Source organism: Propionispora hippei DSM 15287 (genome assembly GCF_900141835.1).
Classification (GTDB): domain Bacteria; phylum Bacillota; class Negativicutes; order Propionisporales; family Propionisporaceae; genus Propionispora; species Propionispora hippei.
Genome location: NZ_FQZD01000008.1, coordinates 146,029 through 165,988, shown reverse-complemented (window position 1 = coordinate 165,988; position 19,960 = coordinate 146,029). Strand labels below are relative to the sequence as shown.

At 50.2% G+C, this 19,960-nt stretch carries 18 protein-coding genes; all 18 read right to left on the bottom strand.

What is annotated here, in order from left to right:
- Nucleotide 1: 1 nt before the first annotated feature.
- Nucleotides 2–1,738, bottom strand: coding sequence for a lipid A export permease/ATP-binding protein MsbA (gene msbA / locus F3H20_RS06225; RefSeq protein ID WP_149734075.1), 1,737 nt, complete (start codon nt 1,736–1,738; stop codon nt 2–4).
- The gene (lpxB, locus tag F3H20_RS06220; RefSeq protein WP_149734074.1) at nt 1,735–2,886 is read right to left on the bottom strand and encodes a lipid-A-disaccharide synthase; all 1,152 of its coding nucleotides are present in this window, start codon (nt 2,884–2,886) and stop codon (nt 1,735–1,737) included. The genes msbA and lpxB overlap by 4 nt, the downstream gene beginning before the upstream one ends.
- Before the next feature lie 375 nt (nt 2,887–3,261).
- Nucleotides 3,262–4,065 (bottom strand): LpxI family protein, encoded by an 804-nt coding sequence (locus F3H20_RS06215; protein WP_149734073.1) that lies wholly within the window; start codon nt 4,063–4,065, stop codon nt 3,262–3,264.
- A 14-nt stretch (nt 4,066–4,079) separates the two neighbouring features.
- Nucleotides 4,080–4,901: an acyl-ACP--UDP-N-acetylglucosamine O-acyltransferase gene (gene lpxA, locus F3H20_RS06210; protein WP_149734072.1), complete on the bottom strand. Its 822-nt coding sequence runs from the start codon at nt 4,899–4,901 to the stop codon at nt 4,080–4,082.
- Nucleotides 4,902–5,129: 228 nt separating this feature from the next.
- The gene (fabZ, locus tag F3H20_RS06205) at nt 5,130–5,558 is read right to left on the bottom strand and encodes a 3-hydroxyacyl-ACP dehydratase FabZ (RefSeq protein WP_091744608.1); all 429 of its coding nucleotides are present in this window, start codon (nt 5,556–5,558) and stop codon (nt 5,130–5,132) included.
- Nucleotides 5,559–5,577: 19 nt separating this feature from the next.
- Nucleotides 5,578–6,408 (bottom strand): UDP-3-O-acyl-N-acetylglucosamine deacetylase, encoded by an 831-nt coding sequence (lpxC, locus tag F3H20_RS06200; RefSeq protein ID WP_149734071.1) that lies wholly within the window; start codon nt 6,406–6,408, stop codon nt 5,578–5,580.
- Nucleotides 6,409–6,596: 188 nt separating this feature from the next.
- A complete protein-coding gene (locus F3H20_RS06195) occupies nt 6,597–7,370 on the bottom strand; it encodes an amino acid ABC transporter ATP-binding protein (RefSeq protein WP_149734070.1) in 774 nt (257 codons plus the stop codon).
- Between the two features lie 22 nt (nt 7,371–7,392).
- The gene (locus tag F3H20_RS06190; protein WP_316842649.1) at nt 7,393–9,765 is read right to left on the bottom strand and encodes a hypothetical protein; all 2,373 of its coding nucleotides are present in this window, start codon (nt 9,763–9,765) and stop codon (nt 7,393–7,395) included.
- Between the two features lie 530 nt (nt 9,766–10,295).
- Nucleotides 10,296–11,159: a lysophospholipid acyltransferase family protein gene (locus tag F3H20_RS06185; RefSeq protein ID WP_149734069.1), complete on the bottom strand. Its 864-nt coding sequence runs from the start codon at nt 11,157–11,159 to the stop codon at nt 10,296–10,298.
- An 88-nt stretch (nt 11,160–11,247) separates the two neighbouring features.
- Nucleotides 11,248–11,865 (bottom strand): YjbH domain-containing protein, encoded by a 618-nt coding sequence (locus F3H20_RS06180; protein ID WP_149734068.1) that lies wholly within the window; start codon nt 11,863–11,865, stop codon nt 11,248–11,250.
- 308 nt (nt 11,866–12,173) lie between these two features.
- Nucleotides 12,174–13,190 (bottom strand): UDP-3-O-(3-hydroxymyristoyl)glucosamine N-acyltransferase, encoded by a 1,017-nt coding sequence (gene lpxD / locus F3H20_RS06175; protein WP_149734067.1) that lies wholly within the window; start codon nt 13,188–13,190, stop codon nt 12,174–12,176.
- A gap of 24 nt (nt 13,191–13,214) precedes the next feature.
- Nucleotides 13,215–13,634, bottom strand: coding sequence for an OmpH family outer membrane protein (locus F3H20_RS06170; protein WP_149734066.1), 420 nt, complete (start codon nt 13,632–13,634; stop codon nt 13,215–13,217).
- Between the two features lie 84 nt (nt 13,635–13,718).
- Entirely contained in the window at nt 13,719–14,687 is a 969-nt protein-coding gene (locus tag F3H20_RS06165; RefSeq protein WP_149734065.1) for a molecular chaperone Skp, read from the bottom strand.
- Between the two features lie 65 nt (nt 14,688–14,752).
- On the bottom strand, nt 14,753–15,229 hold the full coding sequence (locus F3H20_RS06160; protein ID WP_149734064.1) for an OmpH family outer membrane protein: 477 nt from the start codon (nt 15,227–15,229) through the stop codon (nt 14,753–14,755).
- A gap of 76 nt (nt 15,230–15,305) precedes the next feature.
- Nucleotides 15,306–16,604, bottom strand: a complete 1,299-nt coding sequence (locus F3H20_RS06155; protein WP_223191649.1) for a hypothetical protein — start codon at nt 16,602–16,604, stop codon at nt 15,306–15,308.
- A 127-nt stretch (nt 16,605–16,731) separates the two neighbouring features.
- On the bottom strand, nt 16,732–18,456 hold the full coding sequence (locus tag F3H20_RS06150) for a BamA/OMP85 family outer membrane protein (protein ID WP_149734063.1): 1,725 nt from the start codon (nt 18,454–18,456) through the stop codon (nt 16,732–16,734).
- Nucleotides 18,457–18,526: 70 nt separating this feature from the next.
- Nucleotides 18,527–19,105 (bottom strand): hypothetical protein, encoded by a 579-nt coding sequence (locus F3H20_RS06145; RefSeq protein WP_149734062.1) that lies wholly within the window; start codon nt 19,103–19,105, stop codon nt 18,527–18,529.
- A gap of 184 nt (nt 19,106–19,289) precedes the next feature.
- Nucleotides 19,290–19,928 (bottom strand): sigma-70 family RNA polymerase sigma factor, encoded by a 639-nt coding sequence (locus F3H20_RS06140; RefSeq protein ID WP_149734098.1) that lies wholly within the window; start codon nt 19,926–19,928, stop codon nt 19,290–19,292.
- Nucleotides 19,929–19,960 lie beyond the last annotated feature (32 nt).

The following is a 19,960-nucleotide window of genomic DNA, read 5'->3' as shown; positions in this document are numbered from 1 at the left end:
TCTACCGGGCCGCTTTATTACTGGAAAACTGCACCTGATGCAGGTTATAATACGCGCCGCCATGCGCCATAAGCTGTTCGTGCGTTCCTTGTTCGACAATCCGGCCCTTTTCCATAACCAGGATAACATGGGCCCTTTTAATAGTAGACAAACGATGGGCAATGACAAAGGAAGTCCGGCCGGACATTAATTTGTCCAGCGCTTCCTGCACCAGCTTTTCGCTTTCGGTATCCAAAGCCGAGGTGGCCTCATCCAGAATGAGTACCCGGGGATTTTTTAAAATGGCACGGGCAATGGCAATTCGCTGACGCTGACCACCGGATAGCTTCGAACCCCGCTCACCGATCTGGGTTTCATAACCCTCAGGCATACGGCTGATAAATTGATGAGCGTTGGCTGCCTTAGCCGCTTCAATAATTTCATCCCGCGTTGCGTCCAACCGGCCATAGCGGATATTCTCATAGGCAGAACCGTTAAACAGCACCGTTTCCTGCGGCACAATGCCAATCTGTTCCCGCAGCGACTCGACGGTTACCGTTTTGATATCAATGCCGTCGATACTAATATAGCCAGAGCACGGATCGTAGAATCGTGGGATCAGGTTGGCAATTGTCGTCTTGCCGGCGCCGCTGGCCCCGACAATTGCCACCATCTGGCCCGGCCGGGCTTGGATGGAAATATCCTGCAGCGTTGGTTCACCCGTTTTGTAAGAAAAATCAACTGAGTGAAAAGCCACTTCACCACGAATGGCCGGCAATGCCACAGCACCAGGCATATTTTGTATTTCCGGCTCGGTATCAAGCACGGTAAAAATCCGCTGTGCCGCAGCTAATGAGCGTTGTATTCCCCCATACACCCGGCTAAGTCGTTTAATGGGATTGGAAAGATTGACAACATACATGAGAAAGGCAATCAGTGATCCGGCCGTTAAATTGCCGTTAATCACTTCTAAACCACCATACCAGATTATCAAGGTAACTCCCACGGCCGACAAAAATTCAACAATCGGCGTTAACAGAGCCATCAATTGGGCGTTTTTCATCTGCGCCCGGAAATTTTTATAATTCTCGTTTTCAAAACGTTGGATTTCATGGTCTTCTCGGACAAAGGACTTGATGACCCGGATAGCCGAAATGGTTTCCTGCAGCACCGAAGTAATATCGGCCGCCCGTTCCTGCATGACATGGCTGGTTGTACGCAATTTTTTCCCGAAAATATTAATGGTCTGCGCCACCAGCGGCAGCGTAATAATGGTTAAAAGGGATAGTTTCCAGTGAATATAAAACATGGCCCCCAAAGACCCGATCAGGGTCATGCCTTCGGTCACGCCGTCAATCACATTGTCGACCAATGCATTCTGCAAGGCTGCCACATCGTTGGTCACATAGCTCATCAGTGTCCCCGTCTGCCGTTTCTCATAATAGGAAAGCGACAACCGCTGAAAATGACGATATACGGCTGAACGGATATCAATAATGATCCGTTGACCGATATAGGCCATCAGATAGGTCTGTCCGTAAAAGAAGATACCTCGCAAAAGGAATACTACGACAATACCGCCGGCAATAATGTTAAGAGTAAGCAAATCTTTATCGGCGAGAACCTTATCAATAACTTCCTTTAGAATCCAGGGAATATACAAATTGGCACTGGCTGCCATCATAATACAAATGACTGCCAGAATAAGACGGGGAATATAAGGACGGACAAAGGCGAGCAAGCGCAAATAGGTATTCATTCTTTTCCTCCAGCCTGCTGCGCGGCAACTTCCAGAACAAGTTCGGCGGTATGCCGTACGGCACCGCCGCTGCCCAAAGCTTGGCGCATGGCAATTAGATCCTCTATAGTTTGACTGTATATATCCCAATTAGACAAAATCCGCAAGGCCTCGTCAGCCACCCGGCCGGGGTTGGCCGCTTCCTGCAATAGTTCCGGGACTATCTGACGGCCGGCAATGATGTTTGGCAGGCTGACGTAAGGAATTTTAATCAGTTGTTTCCCAATGAAATAAGTAATTGGCGAAGTCTTGTACACAACAATAGTCGGCACCTGCATGAGTGCCGTTTCCAGCGTCGCCGTCCCGGAGGCGGCAATGGCCAGATTGGCAATTTGCATTAGATCATAGATATTGCCAGTGGTAATCTGCACCGGTAAGGCATACTTATCCAGCTTATTTTGCAGCATTTCCCGGGAAATTGTCGTAGCCGCCGGTAAAAAGAATTGGCACTCCGGCATAACTCTTCTTATTTTTTCCGCCGCCGACAACATAATATCCAGCAGTTGGTCCACTTCCTGCTTCCGGCTGCCAGGCATCAAAAGTACGACCGGCCGTTCCGGATCGGCTGCAAACTGCCGGTAAGCCGTTTCTTTATCCCAGTTGGGCTTTACAATATCTAAAAGTGGATGACCGACAAAGGTAACGTTAGCGCCGGCCTCCCGGTACACTTCGGCTTCAAAAGGAAAAATAGCGGCCACCTGTTCGGTCATGGCGGCGATATCCTTTGCCCGGCCTTTACGCCAGATCCACACCTGCGGGCTAATATAGTATACCACAGGAATACCCTGCTTTTTAGCAGCCTTAGCCAGCCGCATATTGAAATCGGGATAGTCGATCACAACCAGCACATCGGGTTTCTCCGCCGCCATCAGCGCAACCAGGCTGTCCTTTAGACGGAAAAGGCGGGGCAAATTTCTAATTACTTCTGCAAAACCCATAACGTTAATATCGGCAATATCATATACGATATCCACACCGGCGTCGCGCATGGCTTGTCCGCCCATGCCGAATACGGCAATAGCCGGTTCAAGCTGTTTCAAGGCCTTTGCCAGACTGGCGCCGTGCAAATCTCCCGATGCCTCGCCGACGGAAATCATAATTTTACGCATAGCACATCCTCCATAAGATGCGGGTATTTCTATAGTATGAACAAATCGTCCGGCTATTAGTATCGTCTGACCTCTAATCCCATATTATTCTGACGGGAATATTTCGCAATATTTCGTTGTCGCCAATTGGCGTAGGAACCACTACGCCTCATTCCTCTGCCTTGTCTTACGAAAAATCTTCTCGCCAGCCTATGTATTGTTTTAGAGGTTACACGATACCAGTACTCCATCAGCCTTGGAAACAGAAATTGCTGACGGTCAATCTTTCGCCAGCCTGCATTGCCATCATCTTTCAGTTCCAAATTTGGCGGGGCACTAAGTATGATAAAAAGGCGCTTGCGCGCCTCGGCTGCCGAAATGTTCTGTTGCAACTCATCACACGGCTACAATGGTCATCTGATGCCGGTTGGCCAGCTCCAGCACCGCCTGTCTTTCCACCAGCAGCGTTTTGCCCGCTTCCAGTGCCAGCGCCGTAGCCCCTGCTTCCACCATAGAACGAATGGTTTGCAGTCCGATACTGGGAACGTCAAACCGCATGTCTTGACCGGGTTTAGCCGTTTTTACCACCGTAACCCCGCCCCGCCCCAGCTCACCGCCGCGCCGGATGCAGGCATCGGTACCTTCAATGGCTTCCACAGCCATAACGGCACAATTTTTGATAACCACCGTTTGGCCAATATCCAAATTGCCCATATGCTTGGCCATGGTAAAACCGAACTTCATATCAGCCTCTTCCTGAGGGGTCGGCCGCCGTTCGGTTAACACACCCGGCGCAGGCATCAGCAGCTTAAGCAGGGCGGTCTGATCCAGGATGCCAACTCCCTCAGTGGCCAGTTCTTTAACCAAAGCCAGCATAATCGTATCATCCTTGTGATCAGGTAATCCGAGTAGCAGTTTCTGCAGCCGGGCATCGGGCCGCTGCACGCCGCTAAACAGCAATTCCTTGGTCACCTTGCCAATCATCGTGGCCTGAGTGACCTCCTCCTGTTTCAACACCGTCAGAATACGCTCCAGTTCCCCTACGGAAATAGGATAAAACACATCTGCTGCCTGAGACAACTCTTCGTCCACCTCCGGCAGCAGGGCAATTGCAATCACGGCAAAGCCCATGCCGCGAGCGGCACGGGCAAATTCTACCGGCAGTCTTCCAACACCAGCTAATAAACCGATTCTTTTCATCAACCAATACCCCTTTATTCCGACGTATCCTTGCGGCTGCGGCATACTCCCCGTTCCGCATTGCGCAGGAAACGCATAAAGTGTTCAATCTCTTCGCAGGACTCCAGGTCCTGTTCCATTACAGCGATGGCCTGCGCCAGACTTAAGCCCGAACGGTACAGCAGCTTATAGGCCTTCTTCAGGTTACGCCGTGCATTCAGGCTGATGCCGGAACGGGACATGCCCACATTGTTCAGTCCCGATACCTTAGCCGGGTGACCGTCAACAATTACATAAGGCGGTACGTCCTGCACTACCTTGGAAGCGCCGCCAATCATAGCATTGCGCCCGATTTTAACAAATTGATGCACACCGGCCAACCCGCCAATGACCGCCCGGTCTTCCACAATGACGTGACCGGCCAGTGTCGCAGCGTTGGACATAATCACATGGTTGCCTACCACGCAGTTATGCGCCACATGGGTATAGGCCATTAACAGGCAGTTGGAACCCACTCGGGTTTCCTCGTTTTCACCGGTTGCCCGGTTCACAGTGGCAAACTCGCGAATTTTGGTATTATCACCAATAAACACATAGCTCTTTTCACCGTTAAATTTCAAATCCTGCGGTTCGGTGCCGATCGAGGCACTATGGAAAACCACGCAGTTTTTTCCAATACTTGTCCAGCCATCAACCACAACATGGGCGCCAATGACCGTGCCGTCGCCGATGAGTACGTTCTCACCGATTACCGCATAGGGACCAATTTCCACATCCTTACCGATCCGTGCCCCTGGATGAACGACTGCTGTTTCGTGTATTTTACGTAATGGAATTACGACAGATTCAGGTTTCACCGTATATCAACTCCTTTAAAAATGAGCACATGGCTGATACCGCTTTGCACGCACTATCTACTCTCTACTCATATAATCCGACTCACTAGTCACGGCATGGCAATTCATTTTAGCCCAAAAAAAGCCTTTATTCCTTTTCTGCAGTTATTTCCACAATTTTTCAAACAAATTCAGCCTTTTTTCTTAAGCATACGTTACCATATAAAAAGCAACTTAGCAGCTTTACCTTTACCGTTTAGTCAGGGCAAACAAAAATTCACCCTCAGCCACCAATTGGCCGTCCACAAAAGATTCCGCCCAAAGTTTACCCATGGAGCTGCGGACTTTAATCAATTCGGCCACCATTTTAAGCTGATCGCCGGGAACGACCTGTTTCCGGAATTTCACCCGGTCGATGCCGGCAAACAACGCAATATCACCACGGTTTTCTTCCGGATACAGCATGGCCACACCACCGACCTGAGCCATGGCTTCTAAAATGAGCACGCCCGGCATCACCGGATGGCCGGGGAAATGGCCCTGAAAAAACGGTTCGGTCGAAGTAACACATTTAATGCCCACAGCCCGTTTCATCGGTTCCAGTTCAATAATCCGGTCCACCAATAAAAACGGATAACGGTGAGGTATCACTTTCTGAATTTCTGCTGAAGATAACATCGGTATCATCACTCCCACATTAGAGTCTATTTTGGCTTGCTAATATATCCCTGGCTAATGCTGTATTTAAGGCGTGGCCAGACTTGACCGCGATGATATGACCGCGAAGCTGGCCAGCCAACGCTAAATCGCCCAATACGTCCAAAATTTTGTGCCTCACCAGTTCATCGGGAAAACGCAGCGGATTTAACGCCTTGCCATTCTCGTAGACCACGGCATTATCCATGCTGCCGCCAAGTGCCAGCCCTTTTTCCTGCAGGGCTTTGACTTCATGCATAAACCCGATGGTTCTGGCCGGCGCGATCTGCTCGGTAAACGTAGCGGGATTTATCTCATAATCGCCAAATTGAACCCCAAGCGCGGGATGGGGATTGACCGACGTAAAGGTAACCCGTAAACCGTCATAAGGCAAAATGGTAATAAATTTATCATCAACACGTACGGTATGTTCCCTTGTTACATAAAAAACTTGCCGCGGAGCTGTCAGTGCCTGCATACCGGCTTCCTCAATCAGTCTGACAAAAGCCAGGGAACTGCCATCGGCCACCGGCGGCTCTACCGCATTGATTTCCACAAAGCAGTTGTCCACTTCCAACATAGCCAGCGCAGCCAAGAGATGCTCCACTGTAAAGACTTTCGCCGGGCCGTTCTCCAGGGTAGTCGCCCGCATAGTATTGGTAACGTAAGAAGCACAGGCCCTGACCTGCGGCGCTCCCGGCAAATCGGTTCTAACAAAAACAATGCCGGTCTGGGCCGGTGCCGGACACAGGGTAATCGTCACATCCTGTCCCGAGTGCAGTCCAATCCCGGTATACGATATTCGCCGGGCAAGTGTCGTCTCATTTTGCATAGTATATAAACCTTTCTGACATGATAACCTTTCCTTATTCTACAGAAATTTGCTGTATCCCGCAATAGATAAGCGGTATATTTTTTCTACAGGTCTGTTTCGTCCTACTGCCTGTCTACTTTGAAAGCGTAAAAGAAATTGCAGGAATTTTATCACCGGACCGCCCAGCTTCGCCTTCCGCAAAAGGCTTACGCAATGCGCTTGCCGGCCAGCGTCAGGGTATTGGTATTGGTCTGATATTCGATCAGCTCCTTATACTTTTTGCCGATATCAGATACAGGCCGCACAAACACTTCGGAAGGAATGCCTTCCTCTCTGATTTTTCCCTGTTCCATCAATACAATGCGGTCAGCCACATGCAGGGCAAAGGGAATCTCATGGGTCACCACCAGCATGGCACTGGAACGGTATTTAGCCAATTCCTCCATAACCACCAATACTTCCCGTACCAAAATAGGGTCAAGAGAAGCCGTCGGCTCGTCCCAAAGCATCAGCTCCGGCTCAAAGGCCAGGGCGCGGGCAATACCTACCCGCTGCTGCTGACCGCCGGACATTTCACCCGACTTGTGCGTGGCATGGCTTTCCATGCCTACCTTGCGCAGTGCCTCCCGTGCTTTTTCCTGAGCCAGTTCCCGCGGCAGGCCGCCCATAACCAGGCCCAGCATAACATTCTCTTCTGCCGTAAGGCGACCAATCAGGTTGAACTGCTGGAACACAAAACCGATCTTTTTCCGAACCAGTCGCAATTCCTCGTCGTTCATTTCTAGAATATTCTTGCCGCAAAACAGAATGGAGCCGCCGTCCGCTTCAATCAGACGGTTAACGGTACGAATGGTGGTTGATTTGCCGCAGCCCGACGGCCCCATCAGTACGACGGTTTCGCCTGCCGCCACCTGAAGACTCACATCTTCCACCGCCGTCAATTTGCCAAACTGTTTTTTTAAATGCTGAATGTCTAACATGCCCGTTCACCTCCTTCCTGCTTTATTTAAATTTTACCTTGCGGGTATTAAGTTTTTGCAGCAAGCCAGGCCGTCCGGCAGGAATAACGATTTCCCGCATAATCTCATCAAATGACAGGCCGATGGCTTCGCCGGCCATAACCTCTTCGGTTGACACAGGATTAATTTTTTCAGCGTAATTAGCCGCGATCAATCCTAACAAGGCACCGATCAGCGGTACACCGAGCCAGGGCAGATACGGAATGCCGCCCTTGGCCAAAATAAACATGGCTGTCAGCAAGATCGCTCCCATAGCCATACCGTACCGTCTTTCCGGTGCGGTAAAAGTAATCGCCAAGCGGTACAGCACACCGCGCCAGCCTTGGTGTGTTTCTTTAATCGCCAGACGTTTGCGGCGCATCACAGCCATAACCGAAGTATGGTCCAGTGCCAAAAACACCAGAGTGATAATGATCGCCGTCATGCCGGCCAGCGTGGCCCGCACTTCATTCAATACCTTGTATACCTCGCCCCGGGCATTAGGCTCCATAACACCCAGGTCGGTTGAATAGAGCGACACATTATTATGACCGGCCTTTTCGTATACAATCGGTGCAATCGCATCGGTGCTGATATTACGGCTGGTCAGAATCTGGATACGTTCACCGGGTACCACCTGTCCGGCAATAAACTTATCCAACAGCTTAATGGAATGGCCGATTTCCTCATCTTTTAAATTAGGCACCGCTGCCGACAGATACTGCAGTTGAGCTGTAACCAGCGGGATATTGACCTCATCCAGTTTGGCCAGATGACTTTGTGCATCGGTAAGATTCTTTTTAGCCCCCTCTGCATCAAAGGCCCGCAAATTGGCAAGGGTCGTTTGTCCGTTAGCAGTAATTCCGTCAATGACGCTTTGCGCCTGGCGGGCTTGATCTGATACCGACTCCATGGCCCCCAGCGTCTGGCTGAGACTATTTAAGTTTTGCTGTGCTCCGGTAATATTGTTTACCGTATTTTTCACATCCGGATTAATCAGTTGGAGCACTTGCATACCTGTAGCCAGATTTCCTAACGCCTGGTTTGAATTATCTACCTGGGTCCTTATGGCCCGGGTATCAAGGCTGGCCAGGCTGCCGGTTACCGTCTGAATCGTACCTCCTGCTGTTTGCAAATTATTCAGCAGTTTCTCCAAGCCGGCAACACTGGTATCATAATTATTCAATGTCTGTAAGGCAATAGCCGATACGTTTCGTCCGTCAGCAGCAAAACCGGGAATCTGCGCTACTAACTTGTTAGTTTCCCCCAAAGCATTGCCAAGCTCCTGGCGGGGATTGCGATAAGCAACCGTTCCCACGGCCTCGCCGACTACGTTATTAGTTAGCTTATATCCCTGAGTATTGGTTAGCTGCGAGGCATCCCCCTGGATAATCATGCCCTTTACCGTGCCGTTGGCTTCCACCTCGGTCACTTCTACCAGAACATTGCCTGTGCCGACCGGTGCACCGCTAGCCGGTGCACTTTCCGCATTGCCCTGGAATACCACGGTGTCTCCTTTAATCAGCTTGGCACTGCCAGTTAGCGTGATGGTAATGTCCGAAGCATAGGCTGCCAGAAAGCGCTTTAACTCCATCATCGTGCTGACGGTGGCAGTCATATCATCGTTCTTACCGTCTACCGAAACATTCTCTGCATAGTCGACCTTAAGCCGTTCTTTCATAGCGTCGGTAATGGCTTGACCCAGCCGAATCGGATTGGCCGGTTCACTGCCTACAGGAAAACTAATTTCCACGACCTGATACTGCTGCAACAATGCCTTGATTTGCTCATTGACGGCTGCCGATTTATCCAACGAAGTCAAAATGACACCGATGGAAGCACCATCATGAAACGCAAAGCTGACACCATCAAATTGCTCAATCTTTTCAATTAGCATATTGCGGGCTCCCTCCGGCACACCGCGCAAGGTCAGGCGCGGCTCAGTCAGAAAGCCTACACCGGCACCGCCCGGTATGCTGCCAAAGGTTTTTCCCATATTTTCATAGACTTCTTTAGTCCGGTACTGTGCCGGCAAGGCTACGAAGAAGTTGGTTTTACCGGTGATGGTCGGTCCCTCCTTGAGGACTGCCCCCGGAAAAACATCATTAAGAATTTTTTGTATCTGAGTTGCCGTATCTTGTTTCATTTCTTCTCTGGACTGAATCACCAGATCATATTCACCATAGTCACCGACGAGATTCGCCAGTGTCTTGGAAAAATAAGCATTGGCTGCTAACGATACCGTACTGGCGAACAGTGACCCTATCACGATGCTGACAATGAGCAAGGTCAACAGGTCACGGTTAAAGGTATCGGTAAGCAGTCTCCTCATCATTCTTTTTACCGTATCCACGCTTTTATTGCTAATAGCCGGCATGAGTCACTCACCTCTTTTCCGGCTTATATTATAGCATGTATATCACTTTTATGTCTATTCGTATATACTATAATTGTATAATGTATATACTGGAAGATCTCCTTCCCTACTTTTGTCATGATACAAAAGTAGGCAAAAAATCTAGGCCTGACACTCCAAAAGACTTGCCGGAAGAGGCAGCTGCCTAAAATCCGAAACTCGCTTCGCTCAAACAAGCGGATTTCTTAACGGCAGCTGCCTCTTCCGGCATCCTGCGGACCGTCTTTTTCCGTAACGGCCACCCAAGAACACCTCAACAAACTAGAGCATACTGTATAAAATTATATTACAAAAGTATATCAAAAACGTATGTTTTCGGAAAAGGCCGACGAGGGAACGCCGGAAAAAGAATGGAGCTGCCCTAATATTACTATTTCGGCAGCTCCCGCAATCTTGGTAATATTTATTGTTGAAGCACCCTCTTTCAGAAGGAAAAGTGCAATATAGCTAGGACAGTACACTAACCCAAAGAACAATGGTTCTTTTAGCCCTTATTGGTCCGGGGAGTGTTTCCATCGGTTGTGCAGCCAGAACCATTCCTGCGGGTATTGGCGGATGTGGGCTTCGATAATAGTCGTCAGACGCTGGGTGGTTTGGCGGATATCCTCGTCCTTAGCCTCGGTCTTATCGGACCACATGATGGGATGCAATAGCACAGTATGGGTGCCATCTGAATTCTCGGTAATAAAAGCCGGCACAATCGGCGCCCCCTTCATCCGGGCAAGGGCGGCAGCACCTGTCGCTGTGGAGGCCTGACGACCGAAAAAATTCACCCAAACCCCGTCCCGTCCGGCATGCTGGTCCATTAACAAACCGATAATTTTACCCTGCCCCAGCATCCTGATCATCTCCCGGACGCCTGTCTTGTAGGTCACGTGCATACCCGCCATTGTCCGATATTCGTTAATGAAGCGGTCCATTTGCTCGCTGGTCTGTTTTTGGGCCACAGCGATCAACGGAAAGCCGTGCATCGCCAACGCTGCCCCCAATAGCTCCCAATTGCCGGCATGTGCCGTAGCAATCACCGCCCCATGTCCATAGGACAAAGCCTCCTCCAAATGCTCCTTCCCTTTAAGCTCCACCCGACGGCCAATATTGTCCGCTTTGAGCTCAGGCAGGCAAAGCACTTCGATAAACATTCTCCCGAAACGGATTGTACTGATCCTGGCGATCTCTTGCGCCACTTGCCTGTCTACCGCCAAACTCCGCATAATATTGTCAATGGCCATGCGGCGTCGTTTAGGCGGCACCAGGGGCCAGCAGGCGGCTCCCAGCATATTGCCGACACTGCGTTGCAGTCTGACAGGCAGCAGGCACAATAAACGGCTACATAGTTTCACAAGCTGATAGATCATCAAGGATTCCTCCAGACATGAATGGAGACTTGCTGCCGAGGGCTTGACACCCGCTGCAGCTTGGCCATCGGATAAAATTCACTTACTATCAATGCGTATAGCTAATGCCAAAATAGCTTCCGTGCTTCCGCCAGCCACCGTCTAGTTTAACACCGGGCGCTACTGCAAAACGAAGTCCATAATTCATTTGCCGGCCGTCAAACTCGGCCATAAGCGACGCTGAGGGCAAGTATTTCCCCGGCAGCACACTTAAAGTATTTAATTGCTTTTCCACGCCGCCAAACACACCGTTAAACCGACCGTTGCCTACACCGGCGTGCAGGCGGATGCCAAACGGCAAACTTTTACTGGCCACCGCATACCAGGAGGTATCCCGGTATCCGGCAATATCTTCAACGCCGACCGCCACGGCGGGCGTATTCACCTGCTCCTGTCTCAGGGAAAATTTGGCGTTCAATCCGGTATGCTTGCCGTCCTGGTCATGAAGAATAATAGTTCCCACTTCAACTCGTGGCGCTACATAAGCGGAAAAGGCAAATTGAGTCCCTCCGGCAACATGGTAATAACCGGTCGATATTTGTCCCTCGCGCAGCACATCAGCCGACGGATTGTCAATCATGCCGGTGGAGCCGGCCAGCGAAGGAGCCGCCTGAACGGGATTGATACAGATTAGCAGCGGCAGTAAGAAATAAAACAACCTTCGCATTGATAAAGCCTCCTACATCCAAGGAAACCACTGATTTATTCGTCCCAGTGCGTCCTAGCGGGTTTTCCCGTCTGGCTGCGCCGGTAAAGCCTTAAAATAGCCAGGCCATTTTTGCGGTTTCGCCGCTTTACCAGATGAAAAATCTCTCGACAGGCTCATTAAATCAGCGGTTCCCAAGACATTTGTTCTGTATACATATTCAGCATATCCTGTCGAAACTCCTGCTGGCAACAGGTGCCAACCAATACAAAGGCGGTCAGGACTCACCCAACCGCCTTTGCCTTACAAGTACCTTTAAGTCTTATTTGTTATCCCTCCGGGGATAGCTCCGTCACCCGTTTCTCCAGTTCCTTCACCTTTTTGACCAAATCGGGCAATTTATTAATATAAGCTTCGGCGCGCAGCCACTCCTTGTGAGGTCTGGCGGGAAACCCGGCAAAAAACGAATTGGGCGCCACATCGCCGATGATGCCTGCCCGGGCGGCAAACACGCAGTTATCGCCAATGGTAATATGTCCGGTACTACCCACCTGCCCGGCAAAGGTAACCTGATTACCTACCTTAGTGCTGCCGGAAATACCGGTTAATGCCACAACAAAGCAATTCTCGCCAATCACCACATTATGACCTAAATGAACCAAATTATCAATTTTCGTTCCCCGGTTCACGACAGTGCTGCTGGTGGTGGCACGATCAATTGCCGTATTGGCGCCAACCTCCACATCGTCCCCAATAATCACATTACCTACCTGCGGCACTTTGTGATGACGGCCTTGTATAGTAACAAATCCGAAACCGTCACTGCCGATGACTGCGCCGTTTTGCAGGATAACCCGGCTGCCGATCTGGCAGCCTTCCCGGATCGATACATTGGAATAAATCAGCGTATCGCTGCCAATTACCACACCGGCGCCGATATAGGAATGGGGATAAATCACCGTGTTATCGCCGATCACCACATCGTCGGCCAGCACAACGTGAGCCATAATGGCGACATTTTGGCCTAAGACAACCCGGTTCCCGATGACAGCTGAGGGATGAACCCCCCGTTCTACTGCCACAGGTGGTGTAAAGTGTTCCAACAGTTTGGCAAAAGCCATGCGGGGATTATCCACCCGCACAGCCGGCTTGGCAAACTGGCTAATATCAGAAGGGATGATAACGGCAGCAGCCTGGGAAGCTGCCGCTTTTTCCAGATGAGGCGGCACGGCAAAGGTAATGTCGCCGCTGCCGGCCTCTTCAATATTGGTAACTCCTCGTATTTCGACAGTTTCGTCTCCCACAACGCTGCCGCCGACTAACTCAGCAATTTCGCGTAACTCCATCTCAACCAAAAGCCTCCCCGGGCACTATTGCAGTTTACTGATCACTTCATCGGTGATGTCCGTACCGCCTTGAGCCACTCCGTTTTTATAAAGAACAATACTCATTTTTTTGTCCTTAGCCACTTGTTCCAGTGTTTGCTTGATGCTGGTGTCGATCTGGCCTTCCATATCCTGTTTCATTTTCAGAAATTCATTATAGGCCGCTTCCTGCCGTTTTTGGAATTCCTCTGCTGAAATGTTTGGTTTATCTTTTTCCAATTGATCACTTAGTTCCTTGCCCTTGGTATTGAGTTGGTCCTGAAACTGCTTTACTTTCGGGCTATCGGTCATTACCTTGTTGACATCCAGCACTCCGACATTCTGGGTTGAGCCGCAGCCGCTAAACAGCAAGGCCGCAGCCACCACTGCAACCAGCAGCAGCAAAGTTTTCATCGTACGTTTCATCCTGTTTCCTCCATCCTTAAGTGCATAGCGTTAAGAAATAAGCCACTTCCACGGCCACTTCTTTAAGACATAGTATATACCGCCCTATGGCTTCTTAAACTCGGCAATTACGTCGGACGTAATATCCACCGCACTGATATTCGTATTTACATTGGTCAAAACGGAGCTTAGTCCTTTGGCTGCTGCAATTTGAGCCGCCTTATCCCTTACCGCTTCGACAATGGTATCTTCCAAGTTTCGCAATTCCTGCTGTTTAGCCGCCAACTGCCGCTCCAGTTCTACCCGTTGCGGGTCACCACCGGACGGCATAGCGAGGGAAGCACCTGTACTTGGGATGCGGGCAGCCGCTTCCTGCTGTTTGGCCGCTGCCTGTGCCGCCTGTTCCTTCCGGAGTTGCTCGGCGTATTGATTGAGTTCTCTGTTGGCACCGGCCTGCTCCTGTTGCATCTGTTCTGTCAAACGTTCGGCCAATTCCTTATCTTTAGCCGCAATTTTTTCATCCCGCTCTTTTTGCAGGGCCTCCATTTGCTTACTTAGGCTGTCTATTTCTTCCTTGCTTAACTGTACCGTTTTCATTTTCAGTTGCAAATTAAAAATTTGTGGCTGATAGTTTGGCTCCACTTCGGCCGCATAAGCCTTTAATTCTTCGCTCTCTCCGGCCTTAAGTTCTGCCGCTTTTTTTTCCAGACGCTGAGTAAGCTCGTTTTGCTTGGCCGTCATTTTCGTCTGATATTCTTGTTCCAGAGTAGCCTGTACGCCAGACATCATCTGATTTCCATAGCTGCCGGCCGGCGAAAGATTACCTGATGGTGTTGCTGCGGCACCGGACTGGGCTGCGGCCAACTGGGCTTCCAGCGTGGTGATAGCCTTTTGCAGCGGCTCATGCTCGCTGTATTTCGGATGGGCCTGTACCGCCTGCCGCATGTCAATAACACCGACTGTTGGCGCGGCGGGAGAAGGTGTTGTATTTTGCTGGGAAGACCGGGAACTGCAACCGGTAACAAGAATTGAGGCAATTAAAACGAGTAGAAAAGCCTGTACCTTTCGATTCATTCCGGCTCCCCCCCTTTCTAGTGAAGAACCGAGCTGGATTACCGGCTCGGTTCAGTAAGCCTTATTTATTTGCTGGCGCCGATTTTTTTCAATACCTCATCGGTAATATCCTGGCCGCCATAGACAACATTACTTTTATCCAATACTACGGTCAACCCTTTAGCCGCAGCCACTTCCTGAATAGCGCTTCTGACTTTATCCAATATCGGTGCCATCAGTTCCTGCTGCTTTAAGCTCAAGCGCTGCGAGGTCTGTGAATAGTACTGCTGTTTTTCCTGGTCGTTCATGCTTGCCGTTTTGGCATCAAAATCTTTTTTTGCCTGATCAATTTCCGAGTTCATGGTTTCCTGCACTTTAGCAATGTCCGGATGCTGGGAAATGACCATCTGTTCATTAATCACACCGATATTCGACTGGCTGCTTGCACCTGCCGCGTAGGATAAATGGCTCTGTGATAAAGCCAGACCCACGATTCCTAATACAAAAAACAATGCAATGGCCACTGTCACCAGTTTTACCTGTTTCTTTTCCAGTTTCAACAATTGTAACCCTTCTCTCTTGCCGTATGGCATCAATTTGTCCTTTTCTATTATAACAAGGAGCTTCGGCTTGTTCAACCTACAAATTACCAACCAGCCGCAGCCAATGATCGTTTTCGTCAAAAACATATTCCAGGCTGGCAAACTCGTGCAGCTTATAACGAAGCCCCAGTTCATTGTGGTGGTCATCCAGTCTATGCTCCAGCCGCATATCCCACGCCGGACTCAAATGCTGCCGGAGCCAAAGAATATCTTGGCCGTGAGTCAGTTCGTACTTAAAACCGGCTGTTGTATTGGCAGTAAAACGGTGACCCCAGCCCGGTTCCAGTTCCCAGGCTACTGTGCCGGGTATAAAACCGGCTTCAAAAAAGGCTTCATTGCGGTTATCCAGATATTTGCCGATATGCATTTTAGCCGAAGTATTATTCTCCTGCCGGCCAAAATCCAGATACCCTTCCAGCCACAACTTATAACGGCTGGTTTCCACCTGCAATAGTATATCAGCGTCCTGACCGGCGTTGATGACCGGCTTTACCGTTAAACCGTATTTCCTGACCGTCTCGGGCGAAACGGCCGTAGTCGCCAAAGCGCTGGTAAAATAAGTGTTATGCCGTTCAACAAAAGCTACCGGCAATCCTCGGAGTTGCTTACTTAACGCCTCCACCGCAGGCCGCACCTGGAACAGCAGCAAATTGGGAATGGTCTCCGAACGCAGGGAAACTGTCGTGTTTTGAATGGTTTGTCCCATAGGTACCAGCGACACCCGGATCAAGGTATGCTGTCCCGGTACAATATCCATACTGGGTCGAAACTCCGGCAGTTGTTCCTCAAACACATCGCGGATCAACGTTTTAGTTACAGCTCCCGCCCAGTCAACCGCGTCCACCGGTAGCCCTATTAAAACATTGTCGGCTTTTTCCTCCAGATTTCCCAGGTCTTTTTTCAGCAAAGCAATCATGTCCGGCGAAAGGCCGCCATAATCATATTCCCAGTCAACCCTTGCCACCGTATCGCCCCAGGGAGCCACTTCCAGCGTAATGGTACTGTTGCTGCCCGGCTCGATTTGCACCCGGCAAATTTCATAGCCAATGAGCACCCGGTCAAACACTTCCTGTATGACTTTTTCATAGGCCGCCTCATTAGAGGCAATGTCTGTCACCTTATGACCCAACAGCACATGCTCGCCCACCGTATTGACACTGGCCGCCATACGCTTTGCCACCAAAGCAGGCGGTTTAGCCGCTCCCGGCGCGGGAACAATGACAACAGTAATGGAATCTACCACTGCAGCTTCAGCCGCCCCCGACACCATAGGCAGCAAACAGAATAGAAGCAGCAAGCACAGCCTGAGGCTACAGCGCAAAGGCTTCTTGTTCATAGCAGGTACACCTCCAGGTGCAACGGTTTAACATTTTTTCTTATCAATGAATAGTGCAAGAGTCAGGCCTGCACCTGACTCTTGCCTGAACAATCGTTCTCTATCGAGAAGCCTGTCCTCTATCCAGTTAGAACTGACCGCCAAAGCTAAAGTGAGTTTTGGCGCCTTCCGAGCCCTTGGCCAGATCCAGGCGAACCGGTCCCAGCGGCGTATTGATCCTCACGCCGACCCCGATACTGCCTTTCAGATCGTTCAGCTTATAGCCTTCGCCTTCCCAGGCGTTACCGATATCGCTGAAGACGACGCCCTGTACCTTTTTGACAATCGGAAAACGGTATTCCACCGAACCCAGCAACATCTTATCGCCTTCAAACTGGTCGTCGTCATAGCCGCGCAGGCTGTCGCTGCCGCCGACATTAAACTTGCCGCTTTGCGGCATTTTACCGTCGGCATAGCCAGCTTCCGTCCGCACTGCAATAACTTGGTCCTTACCAACCTTGTAATATTTGCGGCTTTCTGCCGTATATTTATTGAAATTGAACTCGCCGCCCATAAAGCGTCCGGCAAATTCTGCCGACAGAGAGTAGTAACTACCCTCGGTTGGATTAAACACATTGTCACGGGAATCAAAAACCCTGGATAAGGTGACACTGTGGGTCAGGCCGAAATTATCCTGCAGATACTCGGTATTATTACTTACATCTGTACCTGACACAGGTTTTACATAGCTGTCATCCCGGCTTTTAAAAGTAATATAGTTTTTCATATACTCATTTTGCGGCCGGCCCAACGTAACATCCCAGCCTTTGCGGTTCCGGTCGTAAGTCGAGAATGACTTACCATTCTGGTAGTCGGTATACTCATTGGTCATATCGTAAAAATTAAAGCTGGCTGAAGTTTCCTTGCTGTCCAGCCAAGGCTTAGTATAACCAATACTGTAGTTCTTGTTATCAGTATCGCCGCCAAACTCCCAGTGGATTTTAGCTTTGTCACCGGTTCCCCGGAAGTTGTTGTCCCCCAGTTCAATAATTCCGATTAACCCGTCATTTTCACTGTAACCGCCGCCAATGGTAAAGGTACCGGTCTTTTGCTCCACTACATCGGTCTCCAGCACCACGGCATTGGGTTCTTTGCCTGGGTTCAGCTTCATGTTGACGTCTTCAAAGTAGCCCAGGTTGTACACTTTTTGCATACTGCGGCGGGCATCCTTTACATTGAAGGGTTGTCCCGTTTTTAGTTTCATTTCGCGGGTTATAACATAGTCCTTGGTCTTGTCGTTCCCCTTTACCTGAATGCCTTCCAGCATGCCTTCGTTAATGGAAACGGTCAGCACCCCGCCAGGACTCATCGACACATCGCTGACTTTGGCCAGAATATAGCCTTGATCACGATAATACTGCTCAATGCCTCTGGCATTTTCGTTCAACGTCTTGGTATTCAGAATTTTTCCTTTTTCCACTTTCAGTATGTCCGTAATTTTTTCGGTCGATACTTTGGTATTTCCCTGCACGACAATATCGGTCAACACAGGGTTTTCCATAACGGTGTAGACCACCTTGACGCCTTCAGGCACTTCCGTGAAATTAGCTACCACGTCAAAAAAGTAACCTAGTTCGTAGATTGCCTGCATATCCTGCTTGACAGCATCCGGTGTCAGTGTGCTGCCCGGCTTTACTTTTACAGCCGCCATCACAGTGTCTTCCGGAACAGTAGCATTGCCGCTGACAGTAACGGCCGTAACCGTTTTACCGGTTATATCGGCAGCATATGCGGGAATCACAGCAGAAAAAACCATACTCAGCCCAAAAACGGCAGCTACCAATAGCTGTCCATAGCGTCGCAGCTTTTCCATGAATGACCTCCTTATCTAGTTTTCCAGTACTCTAAAGTACTTCACACGGCTAGCAGGCACCGCCGGTAAACTATTGGCCCCGCAGCGATTTTCCCGCCGCCCGGACCAGTTTTTGCATTTCGTCCGGTGATATGGCCTGTTCCTGTTTCTCAGGCGCAGCCGGACGGGCCTCCGTATGAGATTTAGCAACCGGTGGAATAATCTGTTGAGTTTTGGCTGGCTCTTCAGCCGTCCGGGACGAGGGTTCCGGCGGTGCCGGCTCTGCAGCAATGTTAGCCTGGGGAAGCGCCGCAGCCTTGGAATTGCCGGAATGAGCCGTCAACTCCGTCCTTCCGGCCTCCTGGCGGATAACCGCCGGCGCGGGAACAGACTGCGGGGCCTGATGCTGCCACCAAAACACACCGCCTGTGCCTATAACACCTGCCGTCAGAGCTAACCCAATAGCCAATCCATGACGCAGCAGCGGATATTTATAACGCCACTGCCGGGAACGGTGCTCCTCCTTGACATGCTGCAATTCGGCCTGAGCCAACAGCAAATCAAGTTCTCCCCGTATGTCCCGTTCCTTGTCAAAGGATTCCTCAGCCCGTAATAGCCAATGGCGGGCCGATTGCAAGCGCAAAACCATATGCTTTTTAAAATCAGCCATTTTCACCACTCCTATTATAACCACAATCCTATAGTCATGAGAAGAGGCCAGATTTTGGTCATCCAAAAATCGTCGAATCCAACTAAAATTTCAGTGTTTCTCATTATTTTCTCGCATTATCTTACAGTTTCAGCCGTAATTCACCTGTTTAACCCAGTTCTACCCGTTGTACAGCCAACTGGCTTCACCAATTTTGCATAAACTTGGACAGCATACCGCGAATCCGGCGAATGCCTTGCTTCTGCAGCCGGTAAATATGGGAAATACTCATATCCAAAGTCTCCGCCAATTCCTTCGGCTCCTGCTCTTCCAGAAACACACCGCTCAGCACCAGCTGTTCTTTCACCGGCAGGCGCTGCATTGCCTGCCGGACCTGATCCAGTAAATAGTTATGCTCGGCCTGCTGAGAAATCTCCGGCGCGGTATCCACCAGATATTCGCCCAGAGTACCGCATTCCTCGCCCTCCACCGGACTGTCAATGTAAGCCCAGTTCTTCTTTCCTTCCCGTTCCAGGTAATTCATAATCCTTCCCTGAATGCGGTATTTGGCGTACAGGCTGAAGGCGACACCACGGGTATACTGATAGCTTTCCACCGCCTCGATCAAACCCACCGTACCTTCCTGGATCATGTCCATAATGGCCGGATGATCCGTCCGGAACCGGGCCGCCGCTTTAAAAACCAAAGGCTGGTAGTTCTCAATAAGCCGGCGGCGGCTTTCCAGATCGCCCGCTTCTTTATACTGCTGCCAAAGCAGAGTTTCCTCTTCCCTCGTCAGCAGCGTAATCTTCTTCAATTCAGCCAGATAATGCGCGATGGTCATGCCCAATCAGCCCGCCTTCTCTACAATATACG

Excerpts from the sequence above, each read along its gene's own strand:
- F3H20_RS06150 (WP_149734063.1), bottom strand. The coding sequence starts at position 18,456 with ATGGAAAAGCTGCGACGCTATGGACAGCTATTGGTAGCTGCCGTTTTT.
- lpxD (WP_149734067.1), bottom strand. The coding sequence starts at position 13,190 with ATGGAGTTACGCGAAATTGCTGAGTTAGTCGGCGGCAGCGTTGTGGGA.
- F3H20_RS06185 (WP_149734069.1), bottom strand. The coding sequence starts at position 11,159 with ATGATCTATCAGCTTGTGAAACTATGTAGCCGTTTATTGTGCCTGCTG.
- lpxB (WP_149734074.1), bottom strand. The coding sequence starts at position 2,886 with ATGCGTAAAATTATGATTTCCGTCGGCGAGGCATCGGGAGATTTGCAC.
- F3H20_RS06190 (WP_316842649.1), bottom strand. The coding sequence starts at position 9,765 with ATGCCGGCTATTAGCAATAAAAGCGTGGATACGGTAAAAAGAATGATG.
- lpxC (WP_149734071.1), bottom strand. The coding sequence starts at position 6,408 with ATGCAAAATGAGACGACACTTGCCCGGCGAATATCGTATACCGGGATT.
- fabZ (WP_091744608.1), bottom strand. The coding sequence starts at position 5,558 with ATGTTATCTTCAGCAGAAATTCAGAAAGTGATACCTCACCGTTATCCG.
- F3H20_RS06165 (WP_149734065.1), bottom strand. The coding sequence starts at position 14,687 with ATGAATCGAAAGGTACAGGCTTTTCTACTCGTTTTAATTGCCTCAATT.
- F3H20_RS06180 (WP_149734068.1), bottom strand. The coding sequence starts at position 11,865 with ATGCGAAGGTTGTTTTATTTCTTACTGCCGCTGCTAATCTGTATCAAT.
- F3H20_RS06215 (WP_149734073.1), bottom strand. The coding sequence starts at position 4,065 with ATGAAAAGAATCGGTTTATTAGCTGGTGTTGGAAGACTGCCGGTAGAA.
- msbA (WP_149734075.1), bottom strand. The coding sequence starts at position 1,738 with ATGAATACCTATTTGCGCTTGCTCGCCTTTGTCCGTCCTTATATTCCC.
- F3H20_RS06155 (WP_223191649.1), bottom strand. The coding sequence starts at position 16,604 with ATGAACAAGAAGCCTTTGCGCTGTAGCCTCAGGCTGTGCTTGCTGCTT.
- F3H20_RS06195 (WP_149734070.1), bottom strand. The coding sequence starts at position 7,370 with ATGTTAGACATTCAGCATTTAAAAAAACAGTTTGGCAAATTGACGGCG.
- F3H20_RS06140 (WP_149734098.1), bottom strand. The coding sequence starts at position 19,928 with ATGACCATCGCGCATTATCTGGCTGAATTGAAGAAGATTACGCTGCTG.
- F3H20_RS06170 (WP_149734066.1), bottom strand. The coding sequence starts at position 13,634 with ATGAAACGTACGATGAAAACTTTGCTGCTGCTGGTTGCAGTGGTGGCT.
- F3H20_RS06145 (WP_149734062.1), bottom strand. The coding sequence starts at position 19,105 with ATGGCTGATTTTAAAAAGCATATGGTTTTGCGCTTGCAATCGGCCCGC.